Origin of the sequence: Haladaptatus caseinilyticus, assembly GCF_026248685.1 — an archaeon.
GTDB classification, from domain to species: domain Archaea; phylum Halobacteriota; class Halobacteria; order Halobacteriales; family Haladaptataceae; genus Haladaptatus; species Haladaptatus caseinilyticus.
The window spans coordinates 301234-321262 of the sequence record NZ_CP111040.1; the positions used below are offsets into that span (position 1 = coordinate 301234).

Genomic DNA, 20029 nt, shown 5'->3' on the forward strand with positions numbered 1-20029 from the left:
TTTTACTTAATCATATAAGAAAAAGTGAATAAAATTGGATGTATTGAACTCAAACCTACTACAGAGATTATTATTTTAAAACCCTATTGGACAGTCTCGGCTATTACTTCTATCTATTGCGTCTGCGAGCCGATACATTGAAAGTGTAAAGATAATAAGCGCAATTATTGAAAATGAAAGTCCGTCAAACGGCAAGAGTGTAAGTATACTAGTTGCCCCAAGAAACGATAGAAGTCCAGTCAGCATGACAGAGCCACAAGCAGCACATCCTGCCCCAAGCGTTCCAAATAGCATTCCTATTGCACTACCTGTACCACTTTGCAAGTTCAACTTGTTATTTCTGAAATGATATATAATCATTGAAAAATTCATGCCAAAGAATGCTGAACTGACAAGTAGAAACCACGCTTTAATCGGTGTAAACGCTGACCCAATAATGGGAAACAAGTGTGCTAAGACAGACAATTTCTGCGGGGCTGTCATATATTTTCCAAAAATAACTGTTTGAACAAGTTCAATATTCTGTGATATAACGAATACAGACAAGCCAAATAGAAATGACGCTATAAATAGTGCGGCATATCGAGGAATAGAGAGAATGTGGCGAATTGTACGTCCAGTCATCCATATATCGTCTTTTTGGATCGGAATATTATTCAGTATGTGTGAATATATCATAATAAATAACTTATTAAAAATTTATATTACTCTTCTGGGTTATGGCCATTCTCTTATTGGGAAATGCGATGGCTTTTATAAAAATATTTTGGTTAAAAGTCGTCTTAACTAATGAAACTATTATAAAAGCAGGTTTTACCCTAACTACATCTTTATTCTGTCATATTTGGCGAGAGAAAATACATAAAATATAATTAAGTACCCAATTACTGGTGTTTATTTTGACTAATGGTTATCAAAGCACTGACTGTAAAGATCATCTCATCTGTAATGATTGTATATTTAATATCGAAAAGCAAAATTGTTATTAATGCATTGATAATATCTTTGAATAATACAGTTATAGTGCAAGTTTACGTTGGGTAAATTGAGGTGATTAATACACCTTCGATAGTTTCAGCTGTTGCAAAAATGCTGGGTGTTCTGTTTTCCCCTACGTTAGGCCCTATATCGATTGCAACCATAAAATATTGACATTTCTGTTGGCTTGGTAGCGAGGATAACGATGTCTAATTTACTCCTTAACACAGATCAATGAATCCAATATATAATAAAAATGGGGGTTGCTGACGCTTTATCTATGTTTGTTTCCGAAACAAAAGATATATCTCTTTGTAAAAACTCGTAATTTAATGCCGGGTTATCTGATTTGGTCATCGATACTCGGCCCTGTGAGGATCCAGTAATTTGAACACTGATCCTCACGTACCTTTCAGACTAAGTCTGCATGGTCTATTACTTTATGAAATCTTCATTTCAGGCGGGTTCAAAAATCACGCATTCAAGCAAATTGTGACATAAAAACCGATAGACATTGTTTAATTACAATTGAACGGAGCTTCATTGGCTCCAAAGGTAATTATTCTGCCTTTTACAATCTTTCCTAGGTTGTGTTTTATATACAAATTTGGACCATGTGTTATGCATTGAATTGCAAATGATGGTGGAGATTATTGTTTTGATTTGAATTGACTGGATATTCCTTTATCTTTCCGGATGAAACCTTCCATTTGACTACTAATTGAATAATAATCTTATGATCATTAACTCATTGCTACTAAATATCATCTGTGATAATACATTTTCAATCGGTAACCAGTCAATAACTATGTATTAATTGACTGTATGTTAAACTGCATGCAACGTGCAAGTGAAAACGGAGAGAGTAGAATTAAACGACGAAACTATTTGAAGTCAGTCGCTGCAGCTGGTGTTGGACTTGGTGGAATCGGAACTGGAACAGTCTCAGGCCAAGTTGCTGGTATCGACCTCGTCATTGGTGAGGTCGGAACAGAAAATCAAAGCCAACCGGATCGTGGAACCTGGCACTCTGTAGAGTTTGACAATCTATTAATTAACGCTATCGGCATTTTAGGGGATCTTCTGGGCTTAGAGGTTAAGCCAATTATTACAATGAAGCCGGTCTCATATAACGGGGTACAACCATGTCACATTAGGCTTCGAAACGTTACTTCTCAAGGATTTGAATATCGACTTGAAGAATGGGATTATCAGGATGGTGGACACGCACGCGAACTCGTGTACTGGACTGCCATTCTACCCGGTGTGTATGAAATTCCGGGGGTATCTGGTACTCTCACTGGTATTCAAGCTGGACGGGTGTCTACTACGACTGATCCTGAGACTGTTGAACTCACGGCACCATTTTTCACTGGCAAGCCAGCCGTGTTTGCACAGTCTCAGACGTTTAACGGTAAGGCAGATTCAATTGTTACCCGTGTTGATGTGGCTTCTGAGGATCGGTTTACTGTTAGGCTACAGGAACAAGAATCGCTTAATGATTACCACCGGTCGGAAGAAGTTGGGTATGTCGCAGTCGATGTGCCTGCAATCGGTACATTCCCGACTAATTTCCTCGATGGGGTTGTTGATACCGAATTCGAGGCCCGCCGTCCTACGCGACCTGCACGCGATAGTGCAGCGACTGCTTCCCGGTATCCATTCCAATCGAATGGTGGCAACGGATTTACTCGAAATCCCCGAGTGGTTGCAGATATCCAAACCAGACGCGGGCCACAACCGTGTCAACTCAGATATACGGAACTTGAACGAGATCATTTCAACGCTTTTGTCGAGGAAGAACAGAGTGCAGATGAAGAGACGACCCATGCTCCTGAAGATATCGGATATATGGCATTCGGGTCCAATGGCCTAATTCCAGGTATTACGGTTGATCTCGATCTAATTCCTCCACTTCTATAGAAGTCTTTAGGCATTAGACGCTCCATTTTTAATTCCGCACATAGTGATATCCTGTGAATGGATAGTATCTAATCAATTCTAAGTATCATTTAAATCAATATGTTAGTTAATTCTAATCATTTGAACAAATGTGCGACAGCCAGTTAATACTACAGACGTATTCATGGCGAATCCTTTAGTGGGTAGTTAGTGTACATGTGACGATGCTCGCATCCTTTTACCAATACCAACATGAAGAGGTTGCGGACGGGAACCGAACGGCAGGAGAGTCACAAACTGAGGATTCGGTGAACAAGGACTCCGAAGAATATTTCGGCACGAACATCGCCGAACTTGATGTGGAAACGTGGGAGACGGTCGAACACAACGGCGACCCGATTCAGCGGCGAATCGTCACGCTTGACGAGGTGGTTGCGATTTCCGTTCCGAAGGAACCCGCCGACGACGATGACCCGGATTTGCCCGGTCAAACGATCCAGATTCGTACCGGCGGAAGTGAGGAATTTCTCTCACAGGCCGAGATAGTTGAAGTACAAGATGCGAACCCTGACGAGCCCTGAGAGAAACGTCCGCTCGCAGAGCGTCTTTTCCCATCGACGGCGACGATACCGGAACGATTGACCGGACTCGGTATTCTTAGTTCGCTGAGTCACACACGTTGTTTCAATGGAAGCAGAGTCGCAGTCGTTACGAACCGCGAAAAGCTGGCGTTCGGTAGCGACGGTCGCGGGGTGGCAGACGGCTGCGAGTCTCTGCTACTACACGGTCTTCGCCGCAACTGGGTTTCTTCGCGATGCGTTTTCCCTCTCCGAATCGCTCGTCGGCGTTTTCCTCACGGCAACATTACTGGGATACACGGTCATGTTGTTTCCGAGCGGAGCGGCTGTCGATGGTTTTGGCGAAAAGCGCATGATGAGTGTCGGACTCGTCGCACTCGCTGTTGCGGCTATCGGCGTGTCGATTGCACCTTCCTACGGTCTCTTGCTGGGTGCGGGGGGAATCTTGGGTGTCGCCTACTCGACGGCGATGCCAGCTTCAAACCGCGCAATCGTTGCCAGTTCACCCGACGGACGTGAGGGTCTCGCGATGGGACTGAAACAGGTGGGCGTCACCGCTGGAAGCGGTGCTGCCTCGCTCGTTATCACGGGTATCGCAGCCATTGCCGCTTGGCAAATCGGATTCTGGGTTGTCGCGGCTCTCGCGGGCGGCTATGCGCTCGGTTTTATCGCTCTGTACGACGGATCCCGCGGGAGTGGCGAGTTCTCATTGCCGAATGTCTCCCATTTCGGGACGAATAGAGCCTACATTCTACTCGTCGCGTCCGGTCTCTTCGTTGGGGCATCCATCTTTTCGATGCTTGGATATACCGTTCTCTACGTGCAGGACGCCGTGAACGCGAGCGCCGCCGCGGGCGGTCTCGTCCTCGCAGTAACGCAAGTAACGGGTAGTGTCGGGCGTATCGGCGCTGGAAACCTTGCGGACCGCCTAGGCGGTGCGAAGGGTGCAGCCACCGTCGCTCTCGGCCAGTTATTGCTCTCGGTCATCCTCTTTATTGGTCTCGCCGTCGGCGACTGGTCGCTTCCGGTCGTCGTCTTGCTCTTTACCGGTCTCGGTCTCTCGATTCACGGCTCGACTGGTGTCTTCTATTCCTGTCTCTCCGAACTCGTCGATGCCGACGATATTGGGGGGGCCACGGCAGGTGGACAGACGGCAATAAACACTGGTGGATTGGTTGCACCGCCGCTATTCGGCCTGCTCGTCGAAACGAGCGGTTACAGGCTGGGTTGGGGACTACTCGTTGGTACGACCCTTTTTGCGGCCGTATTGCTCGTAGGTGTTCGGCGACAGACGTGACTGCTACGTATTAGACATTGTCGTCGGAGAAATACTGCTGTACTTCGGATGGCTCATTGACTCGGAGAAGGGCCAAGAGCAGTTTGAGACGTGCTTTGTGAGCAGGAAGGTCGTCACCGCCTATCGCTCCGTGCTCCGCAAGGGTTCGACCGCCACCATCCGTCCCGTACACCGGTACTGTCGTCCCGGCGTAACAGCGTGACGTGACGACGACGGGAACATCGGCCGAAACGGTTTGTTCGACGGCGTCACCCAGTTCAGCCGTCACGTTTCCGATGCCCGTTCCTTCAAGGACGATTCCATCGACACCCGCGTCGAGCGCTTCCTCGATTTGGGCGTCACCGACGCCCACACCGGAGTTGACCACCCGAACGTCGATATCCGAGGGGTCGCCATCGACATCGATATCGTCCGAGTAGCTTCCAGGCGTTCGGACGTACCGAATCTCATCGCGGGTTACCGTGGCTACCGGCCCTTTTCCGGGCGAGTCGAAGGCGTCGAGTTTGTGCGTGTGTCGTTTCGTCACGTCGCGGGCAGGGTGCAGTTCCTCGTCGAATACAACGTAGACACCCCCCGATTTTCGAACTCGTTCGTCTACAAGTACCCGAACTGCGGTGAGGAGGTTCGACGGTCCATCCGGGCTAACTTCATCGGGGCGTCGTTGTGCGCCGGTAAAGACGACCGGCGCGTCGATATCGAGCGTCAAATCGAGATAGTACGCCGATTCTTCCATCGTGTCCGTTCCGTGAGTGACGACGATGCCATCGGCACCATTCCCGATGATTTCCCGGATCGTTCCTCGAAGTGATTCGATCGTCTGGAAGTCCATACTAAAACTGGGCTTTTGAGCGACTTCACGCACGTCGATTTCCGCGTCGTCGGCGAGTTGTGGGACGGCTTCGACCAGGGATTCACTACTCATGGTCGGCTTCGCTCCATCTGCATCGTCGGTGCTGGCGATGGTACCGCCGGTTCCGAGTATCGTGATGGTAGGGCGCATACTGTGGTCGTTGGCCTGCTTTTACAATAGTCTACTCACCGGTTTCAGCGCCCGTTTCTGTTCCGGTCGTCGGCGATATATCTCATGAGGGCGACCGGTCAAATCACCCATCACCGACGAGAGGAGTGTGAGCAAAACTCGTGGGTTCGAAAACTTCTAAGACAATCGACGCCGTGCTATTAGTTTCCAACAATGAGTGATATCGACGTCGCGATCGGCATCGACGCCGACTGCGTGGCAGGATGGCTCGGCTCGTATGGTGGTGAAGACTCCCCCGCCGACCTCTCTCGGGGTGTGTCAGCGGGAAAGGAGGGTATCCCGCGCCTCGTTCAACTGTTCGAAGACGAAAACATCGATACGTCGTGGTACATCCCCGGTCACACGATCGAGACGTTCCGCGACGAAGTCGAAGCCGTTGCGGCGGGTGGGCACGAAATCGGAGTCCACGGCTATTCACATGAGAACCCGACCGACCTCGCCCGTGAACAGGAGGACGAAATCCTCGAAGCCTCTATCGACCTCATCGAGGACGTGACAGGGGAGAAACCCGCCGGACACCGTGCGAGCTGGTGGGAATACAGCGAGAATACGCCCGAACTTGTCGAGAAACACGATTTTCTCTACGACAGCAGTCTGATGGAAACGCAGTTCGAACCGACGTGGATGCGGAAGGGCGACTCCTGGAAAAAGATACAGTACGACCAGTCCCCTAAGACGTGGATGGAGCCGTACCAGTACGGCGAGGAAACGGACGTCGTCGAAATCCCGATTAGCTGGTACCGCGACGACATTCCGCCGATGCTGTTCGTCAAACAGCCGAACTACCACGCCGGCTACAAGGATCCGGCGATGATGTACGAACAGTACTACAAACGGCAGTTCGACTTCCTGTACAACCGACGCAAAGCGGGGGTGTACACCCTGACCATTCATCCCGACCTCCACGGGCTCCCGCACATGATACCGCATCTCGAGGAGTTCATTCAGTACGTAAAGGGACACGAGAACGTCGAAATAACAACGCTTGAGGAAATCGCAAAGAAATTCAAAAACGATCCCTCGGTGTACGAGAGTAAGGGGAAGTACGTATAGCTGTCTGGGTGTCCCGTCGAATCCATCACCGCCGAACCGCTACGGCTGACTGGTAACTCTCAACGTTCGAGTTTCGACCTGTGGCCTATTCGCCAACTATCGGGTCTTTGAGGGCGGCGACTTCGCTCATAACTACGTCGACGTTGTCGTTGTCTACACCGTTTTCCCGGAGTGCCGCTTCGAGATACTGACCAACGATGTCGAAGTCAGCCTCGTCGATATCGAGATGCGCGTGCGCTTCACGCATGTTCTCGCCCGTATAGTCGGTTGGCCCTCCCGCGACCGCACTAACGAACTGGACTTGGTGGGCGTGTAACTCATTCATCTCCAATCCGTCGAAGTACGGCCTGAGTCGTTCGTCCGCCAACACTCGGTCGTAGAAGTCGCTAACGACTGCTTCGACCGCGTCTCGGCCGCCGATTTCACGATAAATCGATTGTGCCATTGGGTTCAGTCGTTCGTTGTCGTAGCATCGGAATATGGACGGGTGCTAGTATATCCGGTCTTTTTTAAGCAATCGCTGGATGATAGCATCCATCTCGATGGGGTCGATACAGGCCGAAAATGGAGTTTCGTTCCGATCGAAGGGACAACTATCTCCAGATTAGTCAGTCAATAGCTGATCCAGCAGTTTCGTTTGGGCGATCGATAGATGCTCTACGAACGTCGTGACCGAAATTCCCAACGCCTCGGCGACCGCTTTCGAGTTCGCTCCTTTCGGCGATTCGAAATATCCCATCCTGTGGGCAGTCCGAAGAACGTCGTATTGGCGATCAGTGAATGCGTTCCGGTCCACGAACAGCAGTGACCGAGTCCCGTCGATGGATTGTGATTGCGTGAGGCGGCGGACCGTAACGCCGGAACAGCTGGCTCGCAAATCGGACACGACGTTCCGAAGCGTCTCTAGATCCGGTGCAATAAACGAGAGAACGAGACGTCCGGTATCGACGCGAAGATTTCGGATCGGGCATCCGTGTTTTGGAACATGCGAACAAGGACACTCCCCGTCCGTGTGGCTGTATCGGTACACCGATTTCGAATCATCGGAAAACACTTCGTCAGCGTGTTGCTCCTTCCTTTTAGCGTCTTCACCGTGGTCTACCGTGACCTCACCGACGATTTTTGATCGCTCGGGGGTGCTATGCTGGTTCACCGTCACGGATTCGACCTCACACTCCTCGCTCATCGAAGCCGCAGGACAGCCGTTCACATCGCGAACTTCGATCTGTGCGTGGACACCTGAACCCATACGCGGAAGGACCGACGGGTGTGTGATAAATGAATCCGTCCACTCGCGAGGATGTAGACCATCGTGTCGTATCGTCCCGGCACGCCTATCTCCGATTTCGAATTCCCTTTATCGGTCGATCATTTTGCGGGTGACGAAATCCGACTGTCCTCGGTGTCGTCGGTAAACGTCCGGAGGTAGCGACTGAACGGCGTTCCACCCGTGCCTTCGCTCTCGTCGAGTGGTCCTTCGATGTACTTCGCGACCACGTCGATGTGGTCGTCGCGGAAGACGACCATGCTATCGATACAGTCGTTGTAAGCCGCTTTGAGTTCTTCATCGGCGTTCGAAACGTACTCACGAATGTCCGGCCCTGATCGAACGGTCTCGATGAATTCCCGATGGGCGGTGGGCATATCCCTTCGAAGTGTGCGGAGGTGCCCGACGAGTGGATTGTTTCCGTGGTCGATTCCCAACGCGGCGTCCAACGCCGGGAGAATGCTCGACTGTGCACCCGACGCACCGCGGAACGACTGGCGGCCGTCGAGAGCCGCAACACCCTCGTACTCGACGCCAGTGAGCGGCTTGAGATATGGTCGGAACCCGTTCCCATACATCTCGGGCTCGTTGCGCTCGGGCATTCGATTTAGGATGTCTGTAATCTCACGCAGCGACTGTTTCATCGTTCGAAGGGCATCAGCGACCCGGACCGGATCGTCTTCGAGGACTCCTTGTTGTGCGTCGCCAATCGCCGCGATTGCTGGTCCCGCTCCGTTTTCGATAGCGACGTGAATCGCGATGAACCAGCGCTCGTCCCCCGGCGCGAAGAAGTTCGTGATGGACCGAACGTTCTGCGGGAGCAGATCGTGTTCCGAGTCCTCACGGATCCAGTTGTAGAGAACGTAGCCATCGTAGGAGAGTACTGGCGTCGCACCAAGTCGAGCAGTCGATTCGTACAGCGGAACGGCCACTCCCGCTGGAATGGTCTTGGCGGTATTGGCGTCGATTTTGTGAACGTACGCGTTCGCGAGAAATCCAGTGACGGTATAAATGCGGGCGAGTTCGCGGTCAGTCAAGCCGTCGAAGAATTCGCTCGATGGTGCTTCGAGACCACGAACTCGTGGTCTGAGTTGGTCAGTTTCGAGCAGCTTGGGAAGACTCGTACCCAACTCGTCGAGTTCGTTTAAAAACGGCTGGGCGTCCGCCCCGAACGACGCGAGGGGTTCGGTATTTGGCAGGAACCCACGGTTCGGGTCGATGTTAAACCGCTCGTAGTCGAGCGCCGCAACGCGTTCGGCCATGTCTGGTTTCGATACGATGCTCCGATCCTTAAAGCATGAAGTTCTAGATCGCTGTCAACTCTGGTGGACAGGGACCGATTCAGTACACTACGACACACAACTACGCAGTACGGGTCGTAACTGGGCCCCCGAAATTACAAACGAGTACGCCCAACTCACAACACCCGAAACACACGAACCGTATCACGATTCCCAGGTTCGCACACCAACTGTGCGAGGCCGAGGTCGGTAAACACCTGCTTCCAGTTCCGGTGATAGAGCGGGAAGTCGTCGTGGACGTAACTCACTTCGGCACCTGACCGACCGCGCTGGGGGCTGTTACCCTCGTTCTCGGCGGTGATGAGGATATCACTCGTAACGCGAATCAGTTCCTCGAACACCCACGTGTTTTCGGGATGAATGTGCTGGAGGGTTTCGACCGAGTAGACGACGTCGAAGGCGTCGTCGGGGAACTCTGGGAGTACGTCCTCGATTGCGCCGGTGTGGAACGTCCCCGTCGCGGCAAGGCGCGGATACTGCTCTGCCATTACGTCGAACGACTCGTCGTTGATGTCGATACCCGTGAGGTTCTCATAGCCGTCATCGAGGAGATGGGCGAGGTGACGGCCGGAACTACAGCCAATCTCGAGGATTTCAGCGTCCTCGTCCGCGTAGTACTCGAATACGCTGGCGAGGGTGTCGCTTACCTCGTTCGACCCGATTTGGGCGTAGTACTCGGGTGAAAACTCCCCCGAGCGTTCGGCCCAACTGCGATGATTGTCCTCCGGTTCCATACTGACCCTCTCGTAGCCAGAGGGTTAAGTGAGTCCGGAAATTTCGTCGGCGATGAAACGACGTTCTTCGCGGAGGTTTTCCACGCTCTCCGAAAAATACACCCCATTGGGGGTGCCACTCGAAGCATGGACGACGAGTTCGAACTCGGGCGTGACCACGCCCAACGACGCGACGACTCGACTGACGTGATGGTTCGCGACCGGTTCTACCTCCCCGACGACCTCTATCTTGACGGCAACTCCCTCGGGCCGCTTTCCACCGATGCCGAAGAGAGCCTCGAACACGTCCTCGACGAATGGCGCGAACTCGGTATTCGCGGGTGGACGGACGGTGACCCGTCATGGTTTCACTACGGCGAACGCCTTGGCGAGCGCCTCGCGCCGATGGTTGGAGCCCGCGAGGATGAAGTCGTGGTGGCGAACTCCACGACGATCAACATTCACACCCTCGTCGGCACGTTTCTCGACCGCTGTGCCCGCGAAGAGCGTGGACAGAAAGTCGTCGTGAACGACTTGGACTTCCCGACCGACCATTACGCCATTCGTTCGCAGTTACAGACTCGGGGTCTCGATCCCGACGAGCACCTCATCGTCGTCGAGTCGCACGATGGACGAACCATCGACGAGAGCAATATCGAAGCGGCGCTCGACGCACACGACGACGTGGGAATCGTCTTTATGCCGTCCGTGCTCTATCGCTCGGGCCAACTCTTCGACATCGAATCGATCACCGACGTGGCACACGAGCACGACGCGTACGCGGGATTCGACCTCGCTCACTCTGCCGGTGTGATTCCTCACTCGCTGGCCGACGACGGCGTCGATTTCGCGGTCTGGTGTCACTACAAATATCTAAACGCGGGGCCGGGTGCCATCGCTGGACTGTACGTCCACAGCGACTATCACGGCGAAACTCCCGCACTCGCAGGCTGGTGGGGACACGATAAGGAGACGCAGTTCGAGATGCGAACGACCTATACACCCGCACAGTCCGCTGGTGCGTGGCAGACTGGAACGATTCCGGTCCTCAGTGCCGCGCCACTTCTCGGTGTATTCGACATCGTGGACGACGTGGGAATCGAACGACTCCGCGAGCAGTCACTCGCATTAACGGACTACTTCATGTATCTAGTGGACGAGCGCCTGCCGGAATGTTCGGTCGGAACGCCACGTGATCGATCCCGCCGTGGTGGCCACGTCGCCATCGAACACGAGGAAGCCTACCGAATCACCGAGGCGCTCAAGGAGCGGGGGGTCGTCGGTGATTTCCGCCCGCCGAATGTCGTTCGTCTGTGTCCCTCCCCGCTTTACGTTGGGTTCGAGGACGTGTGGAACGCCGTAGAGCACTTGCGGGAAATCATCGACGGCCGCGAGTACGAGCAGTTCGCCGACCGAGACGGCGGCGTGACCTAAACACTCGATAGCCGACCATCCCCTCGGTATGTTCCGCGGTCGATATTGCTTTACCCCGCGCACTCGGTCGAACGTATATGCAACTTTCCTCGTACACACACTCGCCGGGTGCTCATTGCGGGTCGGCGTCGCTTCACAACCTCGCTACTTTCTACGATTGGGGATTTTCTGAGTCGCTCTGTTTCGGACTCGGCTCCGGCCTCGGATTCGGCTATTACGAGCGTGGCCCCGCCAGTCGCGTTATCATGGGCCGAAACAGTGGGTTAGAAACCAACTTCTTCGAGACGCTCGGCATCGACTATCGCGAACAGAGCGGCCAACAACGGGAGTCGGCGTGGAACGACGTGCGGGAGCAGCTCGAAGACGGCGTTCCGGTAATGCTGTTCGTGGACCTTTACTATCTCGATTACTTCAATACGGACACGCATTTCGGCCCGCACATCCTCCTCTGCGTCGGCATCGAAGGTAACGAGGTGCGTCTCTCGGACAGCGAGTTTGATTCGATCCAGCGACTACCGATTTCGCATCTCAGGGATGCGTGGGACTCCGACTACGGGTTCGGCCCGCTCGATAATCGATGGCTCGTCGTCCAGGATCCAACAGTCGAAACGTCCCTTCCGACGGCGGCCGACACAGCTATCGAACGCACGGCGACAATGCTACTCTCATCGAATGACGGCAACTGGAAGGCGCAGGGTATCGACGCGATTCGTCGGTTCGCGAACGACCTTCCGAACTGGACCGCGCTGGAAGATACGAGCTGGTGCGCCCGCTTCGCCTATCAGAACATCGAACGACGCGGAACCGGGGGCGGTGCGTTCCGTCGGCTGTACGCCGAGTTCCTCGATGAAGTCGCGCCGGAACTCGGACTGCGGGAGGACGTTCCGACCCGGCTCTACGACATCGCGGACGATTGGACCCACTTGAGCACGACCCTCAAAAACGCAAGCGAGGCGGAGGGTGAGGAACAGGCGCAACTTCTCGAAAACGCTAGTGACCAAGCAAACGGGATCGCCGACCGTGAGGAGGAATTGTTCACTCGACTTCGCGAGTTGTAGCAGGGACTGCGTCGTGTATTCCGCCTACTGGAGAATATTATATGTGATTATTGACTCCAATTGGGGGTTTCGTCTCGCCCGAGCCGGGAACAGCACAGTCATACTCCTGGCGCGTATCGAACCGACTTAAAACCGATCTACGTTCGCGTTTCTGCCGAACGGCACCGGGCTATCCGACACTAATACCGCACCACAATTCGATCGGTTGACAATTCTTGGTACCGAAGGCGGAATCGATTGGCAGTCACGGAGGGACCGTCGATTTCGGGATGAATGTCGTGGCGTGACCGACCGAATCCCCACATTCACTTGCGAACGCAGGCATTTTGTTTACGCCACAGCGGTCGATAGAATTGGTTGTCGAAGGTTGGAGACCAACCTACCATCCTTTCCTTCGACACACCTATTCCTAACCAATCACGAAACGTAGTTCTCTGGTTTCCCTTTCTCGATTCTCCGATGGAAATGTAGTCTCTCACGTCATCGAAACTTTCCCACAACATCTGACATCTGCTTACGGAACGGTTTGAGAGACGTGCTGAGTCCTCATCTCAGTGAATTCTGATAAAAGATTCGTCGAACATCCGTCCCCGAAAGTGGCTCCTTCGCGAACGCTTTCACCTTGTTCTCCCCACGTTCCGATAAAACAGTTCGTCGCTTCTTACTGTTCTTGCGGGACCGACGAGACATCGTACTCTTCGGTCTGCTCTTTCAATTCGTTCAGTGCATCTTCCTCTTCTCGGAGGTTCTCCTCTAAGAGATCCGCCGACTCCTGATGACCGAGTTGGTCGGCGATGAAAGTGAGATTACCGTAAGCAGCGATTTCGAGATGCTCGCTCTTCTGCGCGGCGGCCAAATCGAACAGTTCGTGCACGTTTTGATCAGTGACACTGTTCGCGAATTCGTCATGGTCTTCGATAAGGCCGTCAACGGCGTGGCATTCTGCCTGCTCCGGAGACGTTTCGATCTGCTCGAATACTTCTTCTAGCCGTTCGATGTGAGTCTCCGTTTCGTCACGATGTTCTTCGAAGCTCGATCGTAGCTCTTCGTCTTCCACATCGTCCGCTAGTTCTTCGAGCGCATCGACGAGCTGATGTTCGACATAATAGATCTCTTTCAATCCTTCTTCGAACAAGTCGGTGAGGGATTCGTTACTCATTGTATGCTTCGGTTCAACGAAGGTCGAAGACGGTATTCGGTCTTGGTGCTGCATATGCGTGTCTTTAACTAACCCATCCGTCGACGAACGATGTATTATGGAACGAGACTGCGTCGATCTTCGGTTTGCACTCACTGGAAGAGAGTGATGGAACCCGTTCGTATCGACTTATGAAGGCGTCCGCTCTCCACCTCCGTGTTCGCACTGTGTTCAATTTCCATTGCGTTCGGCACGATGAGGACTGTTCTCCACTTAATACCGCTGAGAATGCAATCAACTTTGAAAAGAGGAGTCCATGAATACACATCTACCAATGGACAAGCCCTCCACGTATCCACCACCACTGCATCCGGGTTCGAGGGTCGCAGTGATCGCTACCTCACACGCCCCTCCTCGGGAAGCACTTTCCCGCGGAATCGACCGTCTCGAATCGTTTGGCCTCGACGTAGAACTATTCGAAACGGCGACTCGAGACACCGACTGGCTGCGTTCCCATCCGAAGGAACGCGCCAGGGACGTCAATCGAGCGTTTGCCGACGAGGCCATCGACGGGGTAGTTGCAGCGATGGGCGGCAATCGCGAGATTCAGATCGTCGATACTATCGACGAATCGATCCTGCGCGACAATCCCAAGCGGTTCTACGGGTCGAGCGATAATACGCACCTCCACCTGTTGTTGAATCGCCTCGGTTGGGTCTCGTTTTACGGGGGCCAACTCTTCCCCGATATTTCGGTGGATCCGGAAATGCACCCCTATACCCATCGGAACATCGAGCGTGCGATGACCCGAACTCCGTTCGGGGAGTGTACCGCTGCCAGTGAATGGACCGACGAGTACTACGATTTCGAAACCCAGGCGTCACGTGAATGGTTCCCTTCGAGCGGATGGTACTGGCATAATACAACCGGGAAAACGGTACATGGGACACTTCTGGGTGGTTGCTTCGAAATGCTTGAATCACAGCTCATGATGTCTGAGGATGTCTTCCCACATGTGCTCGACTCGGGGGATATACTCGCAATCGAGACATCCGGTGAAACACCAACGCATGCGGAAGTCGAACGCTTCTTTACAGTTCTCGGCGAGCGCGGCACGATTGGTGATCTCGGCGGCCTACTGGTCGGTCGTCCGGAAACGCCGAAAGGGTCCTTGACCAAACGGAATACATATCGACGGGAGCAGCGCCGATCGATCAAGCACGTCTGTGATGAGTATGCCGAGGACCTTCCCATCGTCTTCGATCTCGATTTCGGACACACCGCACCCATCCTTCCCCTGCCGCTTGGGTCGAACGTGACGGTCGATACCGGCGAACGGACGATACTGTTCGAGTGAGTGCCCCCTACACGACATGGTGAATTGCACATCACGCGAACCGCTCGCGCATCGAGTAGTCGGGATATGGATCGGTATCTCTCAACGTATCACCCAGTAGAACCCGAAAAACTACGATCTTAAGGATTACTCAATAATCATCCGAATAGTTCGCCCCTTTCCCGAGGACGATGGCGTTTTCGACGAGACGCCCATGCGCACGCCGAAGCCGTTCGGACACCGCCTGATGGGAGATCCCTAACTCCTTACCGAGGTCGCCCGCGGTCGATCCGCGAGGAACCTCATAGTACCCCCGCTTGTAGGCTAACTCGAGCGTGTCTTGATGATCGTTGAGGAGTCCGAACCGTCCCTTCCGCCCTTCCTCCACCTGGTAGATGTTTGAAATTCGAAACACCAAATCGTTTTCTTCACAGTATTCATACGTTCTAGATAGGGCTTCTCGCTCGGGAAACAGGATACGGAGATGCCACACTCGCTGATTGCCGGTCGCAGCAAGGATCGTCCCCTCCTCTTCGACGAGGATCTGAACGAGCGTCTCGATATCGTCTATCCAATCCATCTGATACAACCATTCATCGCTGAGGTTTGCCAACAGTTCGACTTGCTCGATGCTGGAATCGTCTGCCAGCGTCGTGCTAACGTCACCCTCCGTGTATCCGTCTCCACTAACCCACACATATGGCATCACCCGGTCGGATCCTGACGCAACGAACCGTTCGACTTCACAACGTAACTCCTCGAGCATAGAAAGTGATCGATACAGCGTGAACTCCTCCGCAGGAAGCTCGACCTCGGCTATTGTCGCCACCATGTGTTCCGAAAAGGACGGTAGTTCAATATCTGTGTTGGCCCCTCGTCCATGGATATTATCTTTCCCTTTCGTGTCGAACGTACGGCATTCTCAGCGTGATATCGCCATGCCTGATGCAGTGTGGCGGTGGCTAGTTCACTTCGTTGTGCATGGCTTCAATGACTTCGTCGAGATCAGGAGTACCGCCTCCAGGCTGTCGATCGTAGGAAAATTCCCCCTTTCCATCGATTGACTCACCTTTGGTCCAGCGCCGTTCGGGATTCGGCTGTTCGTCCTTGAACGTGGACATGAACTCGTAGTTGTGATCCTGATTCTCCTCCTCCTGTGGGAAGCTGTTCGGAACTGGAAGGTGATCTTCCATCGTCTCAAGGGCGGCGTGCCACTGATTTTGATGCATCGTATCCCGTCCGATGAGATACGAAAGCATGTCTTTCATGCCTGGATCATCGGTGAACTCCCAGAGACGTGCGGCGAGTGTACGGCCGGTCGATTCCGCCATGACGTTCGCGTACATGTCGGCTGCGAGGTTGCCACTGGCGACGATACAGCCCCCATCGAACGGTACGCCGTTGGCATCAACGGGCATCGCGTGAAGCCCCGCTGAGAGTGCTTGGCGGGGTTGACCGCTGTCCATCATCTCGGCGATGACCGCGTCCTCGCGTGCTTGTTCGCGTTGTTCTTCGGAAGCTCCTTCGAGATTTTTCGCGACGGCGGTGGCGAGCATTTCGATGTGGCCGAGCTCTTCGGTCGCCGTCTCCATCAGTAGTCGGCGGTATTCGCTTTTCTCGGCCGGCACTGCGAACGCCTGAAACATGTACTGAAGTGCAACCCGCATCTCACCCTCTGCCCCGCCGATCGCTTGCTGGAGCATTTTCGCGAAGCGCGGGTCAGGATCGTGGACTTCCACTTCGTACTGAAGTTCGTTATCGTGGTAGAACATTGGTTTCTCCGTCGTCACCGACATTCGCTATTCGATTAGCCGTACTGCCTGCTAATGCACGGCAGTTAGGTTATCCTGCGATGGCGGTCTTGGCAATCCGGGTTTGCTGACCACTGAGGCGATAGATATCGGTACGTTCACGATTCGGTCATACTTACAAAACCCTCGGCGGTTGGAGACTCCGACCACATAGTGAAGTTCCGTGGTTTCGTCGCTATCTTCACTCCCTTCTAACCCTCAGTTTTCGTCCTGACCTCAGTCCTTACTGAGGTATTCGTTCGCGATTTTGTCCACGTCTTTGTCGCCTCGTCCGCTGAGATTGACAATGATAACGTCGTCCTCGTGTCGCCCGGCGGCGAGCTTCTTCGCGAGTGCAACACCGTGGCTCGACTCCAGTGCCGGAACGATGCCTTCGAGTCGGCAGAGGTCTTGGAACGCTTCGAGCGCCTCCTCATCCACGATTCCTCGATACTCACAGCGCCCGACTTCGCGGAACATCGCGTGTTCCGGGCCAACGCCGGGGTAGTCGAGACCGGCGGCGATGGAGTGAACTTCCACATCGTCGTCGATGATTCGCGTGCGCATCCCGTGGATGACGTCCTCCTTTCCGGAAGCGAGCGGAGCCGCGTGGCGTTTCGAATCCTCGCCTTCACCACCTCCTTCAGCACCGTAAAACTCGACGTCGTCGTCACGGAACGGATGGAACAGCCCCATCGCGTTGGAACCGCCGCCGACGCACGCGACAGCGGCATCAGGCAATTTCCCTTCCTTTTCCTGGATCTGTTCCCGTGCTTCCGTCCCAATGACGGACTGGAAGTCACGAACCATCCGTGGGAACGGGTCCGGCCCGACGACCGACCCGACCAGATAGTGCGTATCGTTAATGTTCTCGATGAGATCTTCGAGTGCGGCGTCAACTGCGTCCGCGAGACCTTGCCCGCCTTGCGTCACTTCGTTCACTTTCGCGCCCATCAACTCCATGCGGAAGGCGTTCATCTCCTGTCGATCGAGATCCTTTTTTCCCTGATAGATCTCCGTCTCTAGTCCCAGCAGCGCGCCGACGATGGATGTCGCCGTTCCGTGCTGACCCGCTCCGGTTTCCGCGATGAGACGTTCTTTTCCAGCGTGTTTGGCCATGAGTCCCTGTCCGAGGCAGTTGTTGAGTTTGTGAGCACCGCCGTGGAGGAGGTCTTCACGCTTGAGATAAATTTTTGCGCCGTACGCTTCCGACAGTCGTTCGGCGTGATACAACGGCGTTGGTCGCCCGGCGAAATCTCGACGGAGACGCTCTAATTCGGCTCGAAAATCGTCATCGTCTTTCACCGTATCGTACGCATCGGCCAACTGCTGGAGTACGTCGCCTAGTTCGTCGGGTACGTATCGTCCACCGTATGATCCGAACTCGTGTTGTTGCCCTTCGTCAGACATGTCCTGACATACCATAGGATGCAGTAAAAATATATGGTACGATTATTTGCACTGTTTTCCGATTGATCTTTCGCTTCCGATGGTGTCCCTACCTATGACCAGTCCGGGTCACGCCGTTCGAGTTGCGCATCGACGCCTTCCCGGTAGTCAGGGTCGGTTCGGGCTGCCTCTAGCGAAATCGCCTCTACGTGTGATTTCGCGGCCGTTGGAGACATCTCCGCACTCGCGTAGACGCTCCGTTTTAATTTCTTGAGCACGCGTGGGCTTTTGGCCGTGAGTGCATCGAGTGCCGACTCGACCGTCGCGTCCAGCGCATCCGCCGGAACACTTCTGGCGACGAGTCCGATTTCGTCGGCGCGCTCGCCGGAGATCGCTTCCCCTGTCATGAGTAGGTCCATCGTCGTCGGCAGGCCGACTCGATGGACCAACTCCGGCGGTGAGAAATGATTGACGACGCCGAGCGTGGACTCCGGCTGCCCGATCTGGGCATCATCTGCGGCGATCGGAATGTCAGTGTGCAAGAGGAGGTCGAATCCGCCGCCGTACGTGTGGCCATCGATTTTCGCGACCGTGGGTTGGGGCATCGTCCGCATTTCGGTGAACAGGTCCTCCCACGTTTCCGTGAACGGCTCGAGCGCGTACTCGCGCTCTTTCACCTCCTGCAGGTCGCCACCCGCACAGAAGGCGTCGTTGCCCGCGCTCTCGAAGAGTACCACCTGAACATCGTCTCGGTCCCGGTACTCACCGAGTCGATCGGTGATCGCACGCTTTGTTTCCATATCGACCGCATTCAGTTTCGCTTCCCGTCGTATCTCGATTCGAGCGACATCGTCTTCCACGCCGAATGCGGCGTTGATCTCGGTCATGCTCGTCCAGTTCTACTCCCACTCGAAAAAAACCATACCTCGGTTTTGACGAAATCGTGGCCCGTTTCCGACCGTCATTCCACGGTCCAGCCACCATCGACGACCAGACACTCCCCGGTGACGTAGCTCGCCATCTCGCTGGCGAGGAACAATACGGGCGCGGCTACCTCGTCGGGGTCGGCGAACCGCTCTATCGGGGTTCGGTCGAGTAAGCGCCGATAGAGGTCGTCGTTCTCGCGGATTCCTTCGGTCAGATCGGTCGTCACGTAGCCGGGAGCGACGGCGTTGACGCGAACGTTCGGTGCCCAATCGAGGGCGAGACTTTTGGTCAGACCGACGAGACCGTGTTTCGATGCGACGTACGGATGCTGTCGTGGAATACCGGCGATACCACCGACGCTCGCGACGTTGACGAGCGACCCATCGGACTCCTGGAGTAACTCACCTGCTTCCTTCGCACAGGCGAATGCGCCGCGGAGGTTCACGTCGAGTGTGCGGTCGAACTCGTCAAGTTCGACCGTCTCGGGACGACCGAGACCACCGCGAGGATTGATTCCGGCGTTGTTGACGACGACATCGATGTGACCGAACTCGTCCTCAACCTTCGAGAACAGGTCAGCAACCGCATTTCGGTCCCCCACGTCCGTCGGTACGACCATTGATTCCCCACCGTGTTTTCGGACGGTCTCCACGGCGTCGGCGACGTCTGCCTCGGTTCGGGAAGTCGGGACCACGTCGGCACCCGTCTTCGCGAACGCCTCCGTTATTGCACGCCCGATTCCGCGACTGCCGCCGGTCACCACGACCACGTTTCCGTCGAACGCCGGTGTCAAATCGACCATCTCCCGGAACTGTGATGGCACTGATAA

Annotated in this window: 19 protein-coding genes; 7 read left to right on the forward strand and 12 right to left on the reverse strand. The window is 54.2% G+C overall.

Annotated features, from left to right (window positions below):
• Positions 1 to 75 precede the first annotated feature (75 nt).
• On the reverse strand, positions 76 to 624 hold the full coding sequence (locus tag OOF89_RS18590) for a hypothetical protein (protein ID WP_266081783.1): 549 nt from the start codon (positions 622 to 624) through the stop codon (positions 76 to 78).
• 1191 nt (positions 625 to 1815) lie between these two features.
• Here OOF89_RS18590 and OOF89_RS18595 point away from each other — a divergent pair.
• From OOF89_RS18595 to OOF89_RS18605, 3 genes are all read left to right on the forward strand, one after another.
• Positions 1816 to 2901, forward strand: a complete 1086-nt coding sequence (locus OOF89_RS18595; protein WP_266081784.1) for a hypothetical protein — start codon at positions 1816 to 1818, stop codon at positions 2899 to 2901.
• 203 nt (positions 2902 to 3104) lie between these two features.
• A complete protein-coding gene (locus tag OOF89_RS18600) occupies positions 3105 to 3461 on the forward strand; it encodes a hypothetical protein (RefSeq protein WP_266080877.1) in 357 nt (118 codons plus the stop codon).
• Positions 3462 to 3567: 106 nt separating this feature from the next.
• Positions 3568 to 4755 (forward strand): MFS transporter, encoded by a 1188-nt coding sequence (locus OOF89_RS18605; protein ID WP_266080878.1) that lies wholly within the window; start codon positions 3568 to 3570, stop codon positions 4753 to 4755.
• A 10-nt stretch (positions 4756 to 4765) separates the two neighbouring features.
• Here the strand turns inward: OOF89_RS18605 and OOF89_RS18610 are convergent, their stop codons facing one another.
• Positions 4766 to 5755 (reverse strand): asparaginase, encoded by a 990-nt coding sequence (locus tag OOF89_RS18610; protein ID WP_266080879.1) that lies wholly within the window; start codon positions 5753 to 5755, stop codon positions 4766 to 4768.
• 192 nt (positions 5756 to 5947) lie between these two features.
• Here OOF89_RS18610 and OOF89_RS18615 point away from each other — a divergent pair, with 192 nt between their 5' ends.
• Positions 5948 to 6847, forward strand: a complete 900-nt coding sequence (locus OOF89_RS18615; RefSeq protein ID WP_266080881.1) for a polysaccharide deacetylase family protein — start codon at positions 5948 to 5950, stop codon at positions 6845 to 6847.
• Positions 6848 to 6932: 85 nt separating this feature from the next.
• On the opposite strand, the gene OOF89_RS18620 is transcribed toward OOF89_RS18615, so the two are convergent.
• From OOF89_RS18620 to OOF89_RS18635, 4 genes are all read right to left on the reverse strand, one after another.
• Positions 6933 to 7292, reverse strand: coding sequence for a group I truncated hemoglobin (locus tag OOF89_RS18620; protein ID WP_266080883.1), 360 nt, complete (start codon positions 7290 to 7292; stop codon positions 6933 to 6935).
• 159 nt (positions 7293 to 7451) lie between these two features.
• Positions 7452 to 8096, reverse strand: a complete 645-nt coding sequence (locus tag OOF89_RS18625) for a helix-turn-helix domain-containing protein (protein WP_266080885.1) — start codon at positions 8094 to 8096, stop codon at positions 7452 to 7454.
• A gap of 119 nt (positions 8097 to 8215) precedes the next feature.
• Complete coding sequence (locus OOF89_RS18630; protein WP_266080887.1) at positions 8216 to 9376, reverse strand: PrnB family protein; 1161 nt, start codon at positions 9374 to 9376, stop codon at positions 8216 to 8218.
• A 155-nt stretch (positions 9377 to 9531) separates the two neighbouring features.
• A complete protein-coding gene (locus OOF89_RS18635) occupies positions 9532 to 10149 on the reverse strand; it encodes a class I SAM-dependent methyltransferase (protein ID WP_266080889.1) in 618 nt (205 codons plus the stop codon).
• Between the two features lie 126 nt (positions 10150 to 10275).
• On the opposite strand from OOF89_RS18635, the gene kynU reads away from it, so the two are divergent.
• Together kynU and OOF89_RS18645 are read left to right on the forward strand one after the other, a co-directional pair.
• Entirely contained in the window at positions 10276 to 11562 is a 1287-nt protein-coding gene (gene kynU / locus OOF89_RS18640) for a kynureninase (RefSeq protein WP_266080891.1), read from the forward strand.
• A 77-nt stretch (positions 11563 to 11639) separates the two neighbouring features.
• Entirely contained in the window at positions 11640 to 12620 is a 981-nt protein-coding gene (locus OOF89_RS18645; RefSeq protein ID WP_266080893.1) for a BtrH N-terminal domain-containing protein, read from the forward strand.
• Between the two features lie 661 nt (positions 12621 to 13281).
• Here OOF89_RS18645 and OOF89_RS18650 read toward each other — a convergent pair.
• Entirely contained in the window at positions 13282 to 13779 is a 498-nt protein-coding gene (locus tag OOF89_RS18650) for a YciE/YciF ferroxidase family protein (protein WP_266080894.1), read from the reverse strand.
• Positions 13780 to 14092: 313 nt separating this feature from the next.
• Here OOF89_RS18650 and OOF89_RS18655 point away from each other — a divergent pair, with 313 nt between their 5' ends.
• Entirely contained in the window at positions 14093 to 15115 is a 1023-nt protein-coding gene (locus tag OOF89_RS18655) for a S66 peptidase family protein (RefSeq protein ID WP_266080895.1), read from the forward strand.
• A gap of 130 nt (positions 15116 to 15245) precedes the next feature.
• On the opposite strand, the gene OOF89_RS18660 is transcribed toward OOF89_RS18655, so the two are convergent.
• From OOF89_RS18660 to OOF89_RS18680, 5 genes are all read right to left on the reverse strand, one after another.
• Positions 15246 to 15926 (reverse strand): helix-turn-helix domain-containing protein, encoded by a 681-nt coding sequence (locus OOF89_RS18660; protein ID WP_266080896.1) that lies wholly within the window; start codon positions 15924 to 15926, stop codon positions 15246 to 15248.
• 130 nt (positions 15927 to 16056) lie between these two features.
• Positions 16057 to 16866: a manganese catalase family protein gene (locus tag OOF89_RS18665; RefSeq protein ID WP_266080897.1), complete on the reverse strand. Its 810-nt coding sequence runs from the start codon at positions 16864 to 16866 to the stop codon at positions 16057 to 16059.
• A gap of 255 nt (positions 16867 to 17121) precedes the next feature.
• On the reverse strand, positions 17122 to 18294 hold the full coding sequence (gene trpB, locus OOF89_RS18670) for a tryptophan synthase subunit beta (RefSeq protein ID WP_266080898.1): 1173 nt from the start codon (positions 18292 to 18294) through the stop codon (positions 17122 to 17124).
• A 92-nt stretch (positions 18295 to 18386) separates the two neighbouring features.
• Positions 18387 to 19160, reverse strand: a complete 774-nt coding sequence (locus OOF89_RS18675; protein ID WP_266080899.1) for an enoyl-CoA hydratase/isomerase family protein — start codon at positions 19158 to 19160, stop codon at positions 18387 to 18389.
• 74 nt (positions 19161 to 19234) lie between these two features.
• Positions 19235 to 20002, reverse strand: coding sequence for an SDR family NAD(P)-dependent oxidoreductase (locus OOF89_RS18680; protein WP_266081817.1), 768 nt, complete (start codon positions 20000 to 20002; stop codon positions 19235 to 19237).
• Positions 20003 to 20029 lie beyond the last annotated feature (27 nt).

Bases quoted from the DNA above. Each gene is read 5' to 3' on its own strand.
- OOF89_RS18665 (WP_266080897.1), bottom strand. From the start codon at position 16,866: ATGTTCTACCACGATAACGAACTTCAGTACGAAGTGGAAGTCCACGAT.
- kynU (WP_266080891.1), top strand. From the start codon at position 10,276: ATGGACGACGAGTTCGAACTCGGGCGTGACCACGCCCAACGACGCGAC.
- OOF89_RS18645 (WP_266080893.1), top strand. From the start codon at position 11,640: ATGCAACTTTCCTCGTACACACACTCGCCGGGTGCTCATTGCGGGTCG.
- OOF89_RS18660 (WP_266080896.1), bottom strand. From the start codon at position 15,926: ATGGTGGCGACAATAGCCGAGGTCGAGCTTCCTGCGGAGGAGTTCACG.
- OOF89_RS18595 (WP_266081784.1), top strand. From the start codon at position 1,816: ATGCAACGTGCAAGTGAAAACGGAGAGAGTAGAATTAAACGACGAAAC.
- OOF89_RS18655 (WP_266080895.1), top strand. From the start codon at position 14,093: ATGGACAAGCCCTCCACGTATCCACCACCACTGCATCCGGGTTCGAGG.
- OOF89_RS18675 (WP_266080899.1), bottom strand. From the start codon at position 19,160: ATGACCGAGATCAACGCCGCATTCGGCGTGGAAGACGATGTCGCTCGA.
- OOF89_RS18590 (WP_266081783.1), bottom strand. From the start codon at position 624: ATGACTGGACGTACAATTCGCCACATTCTCTCTATTCCTCGATATGCC.
- OOF89_RS18635 (WP_266080889.1), bottom strand. From the start codon at position 10,149: ATGGAACCGGAGGACAATCATCGCAGTTGGGCCGAACGCTCGGGGGAG.
- OOF89_RS18610 (WP_266080879.1), bottom strand. From the start codon at position 5,755: ATGCGCCCTACCATCACGATACTCGGAACCGGCGGTACCATCGCCAGC.
- OOF89_RS18620 (WP_266080883.1), bottom strand. From the start codon at position 7,292: ATGGCACAATCGATTTATCGTGAAATCGGCGGCCGAGACGCGGTCGAA.
- OOF89_RS18605 (WP_266080878.1), top strand. From the start codon at position 3,568: ATGGAAGCAGAGTCGCAGTCGTTACGAACCGCGAAAAGCTGGCGTTCG.
- OOF89_RS18680 (WP_266081817.1), bottom strand. From the start codon at position 20,002: ATGGTCGATTTGACACCGGCGTTCGACGGAAACGTGGTCGTGGTGACC.
- OOF89_RS18650 (WP_266080894.1), bottom strand. From the start codon at position 13,779: ATGAGTAACGAATCCCTCACCGACTTGTTCGAAGAAGGATTGAAAGAG.
- OOF89_RS18625 (WP_266080885.1), bottom strand. From the start codon at position 8,096: ATGGGTTCAGGTGTCCACGCACAGATCGAAGTTCGCGATGTGAACGGC.
- OOF89_RS18615 (WP_266080881.1), top strand. From the start codon at position 5,948: ATGAGTGATATCGACGTCGCGATCGGCATCGACGCCGACTGCGTGGCA.
- OOF89_RS18630 (WP_266080887.1), bottom strand. From the start codon at position 9,376: ATGGCCGAACGCGTTGCGGCGCTCGACTACGAGCGGTTTAACATCGAC.
- OOF89_RS18600 (WP_266080877.1), top strand. From the start codon at position 3,105: ATGCTCGCATCCTTTTACCAATACCAACATGAAGAGGTTGCGGACGGG.
- trpB (WP_266080898.1), bottom strand. From the start codon at position 18,294: ATGTCTGACGAAGGGCAACAACACGAGTTCGGATCATACGGTGGACGA.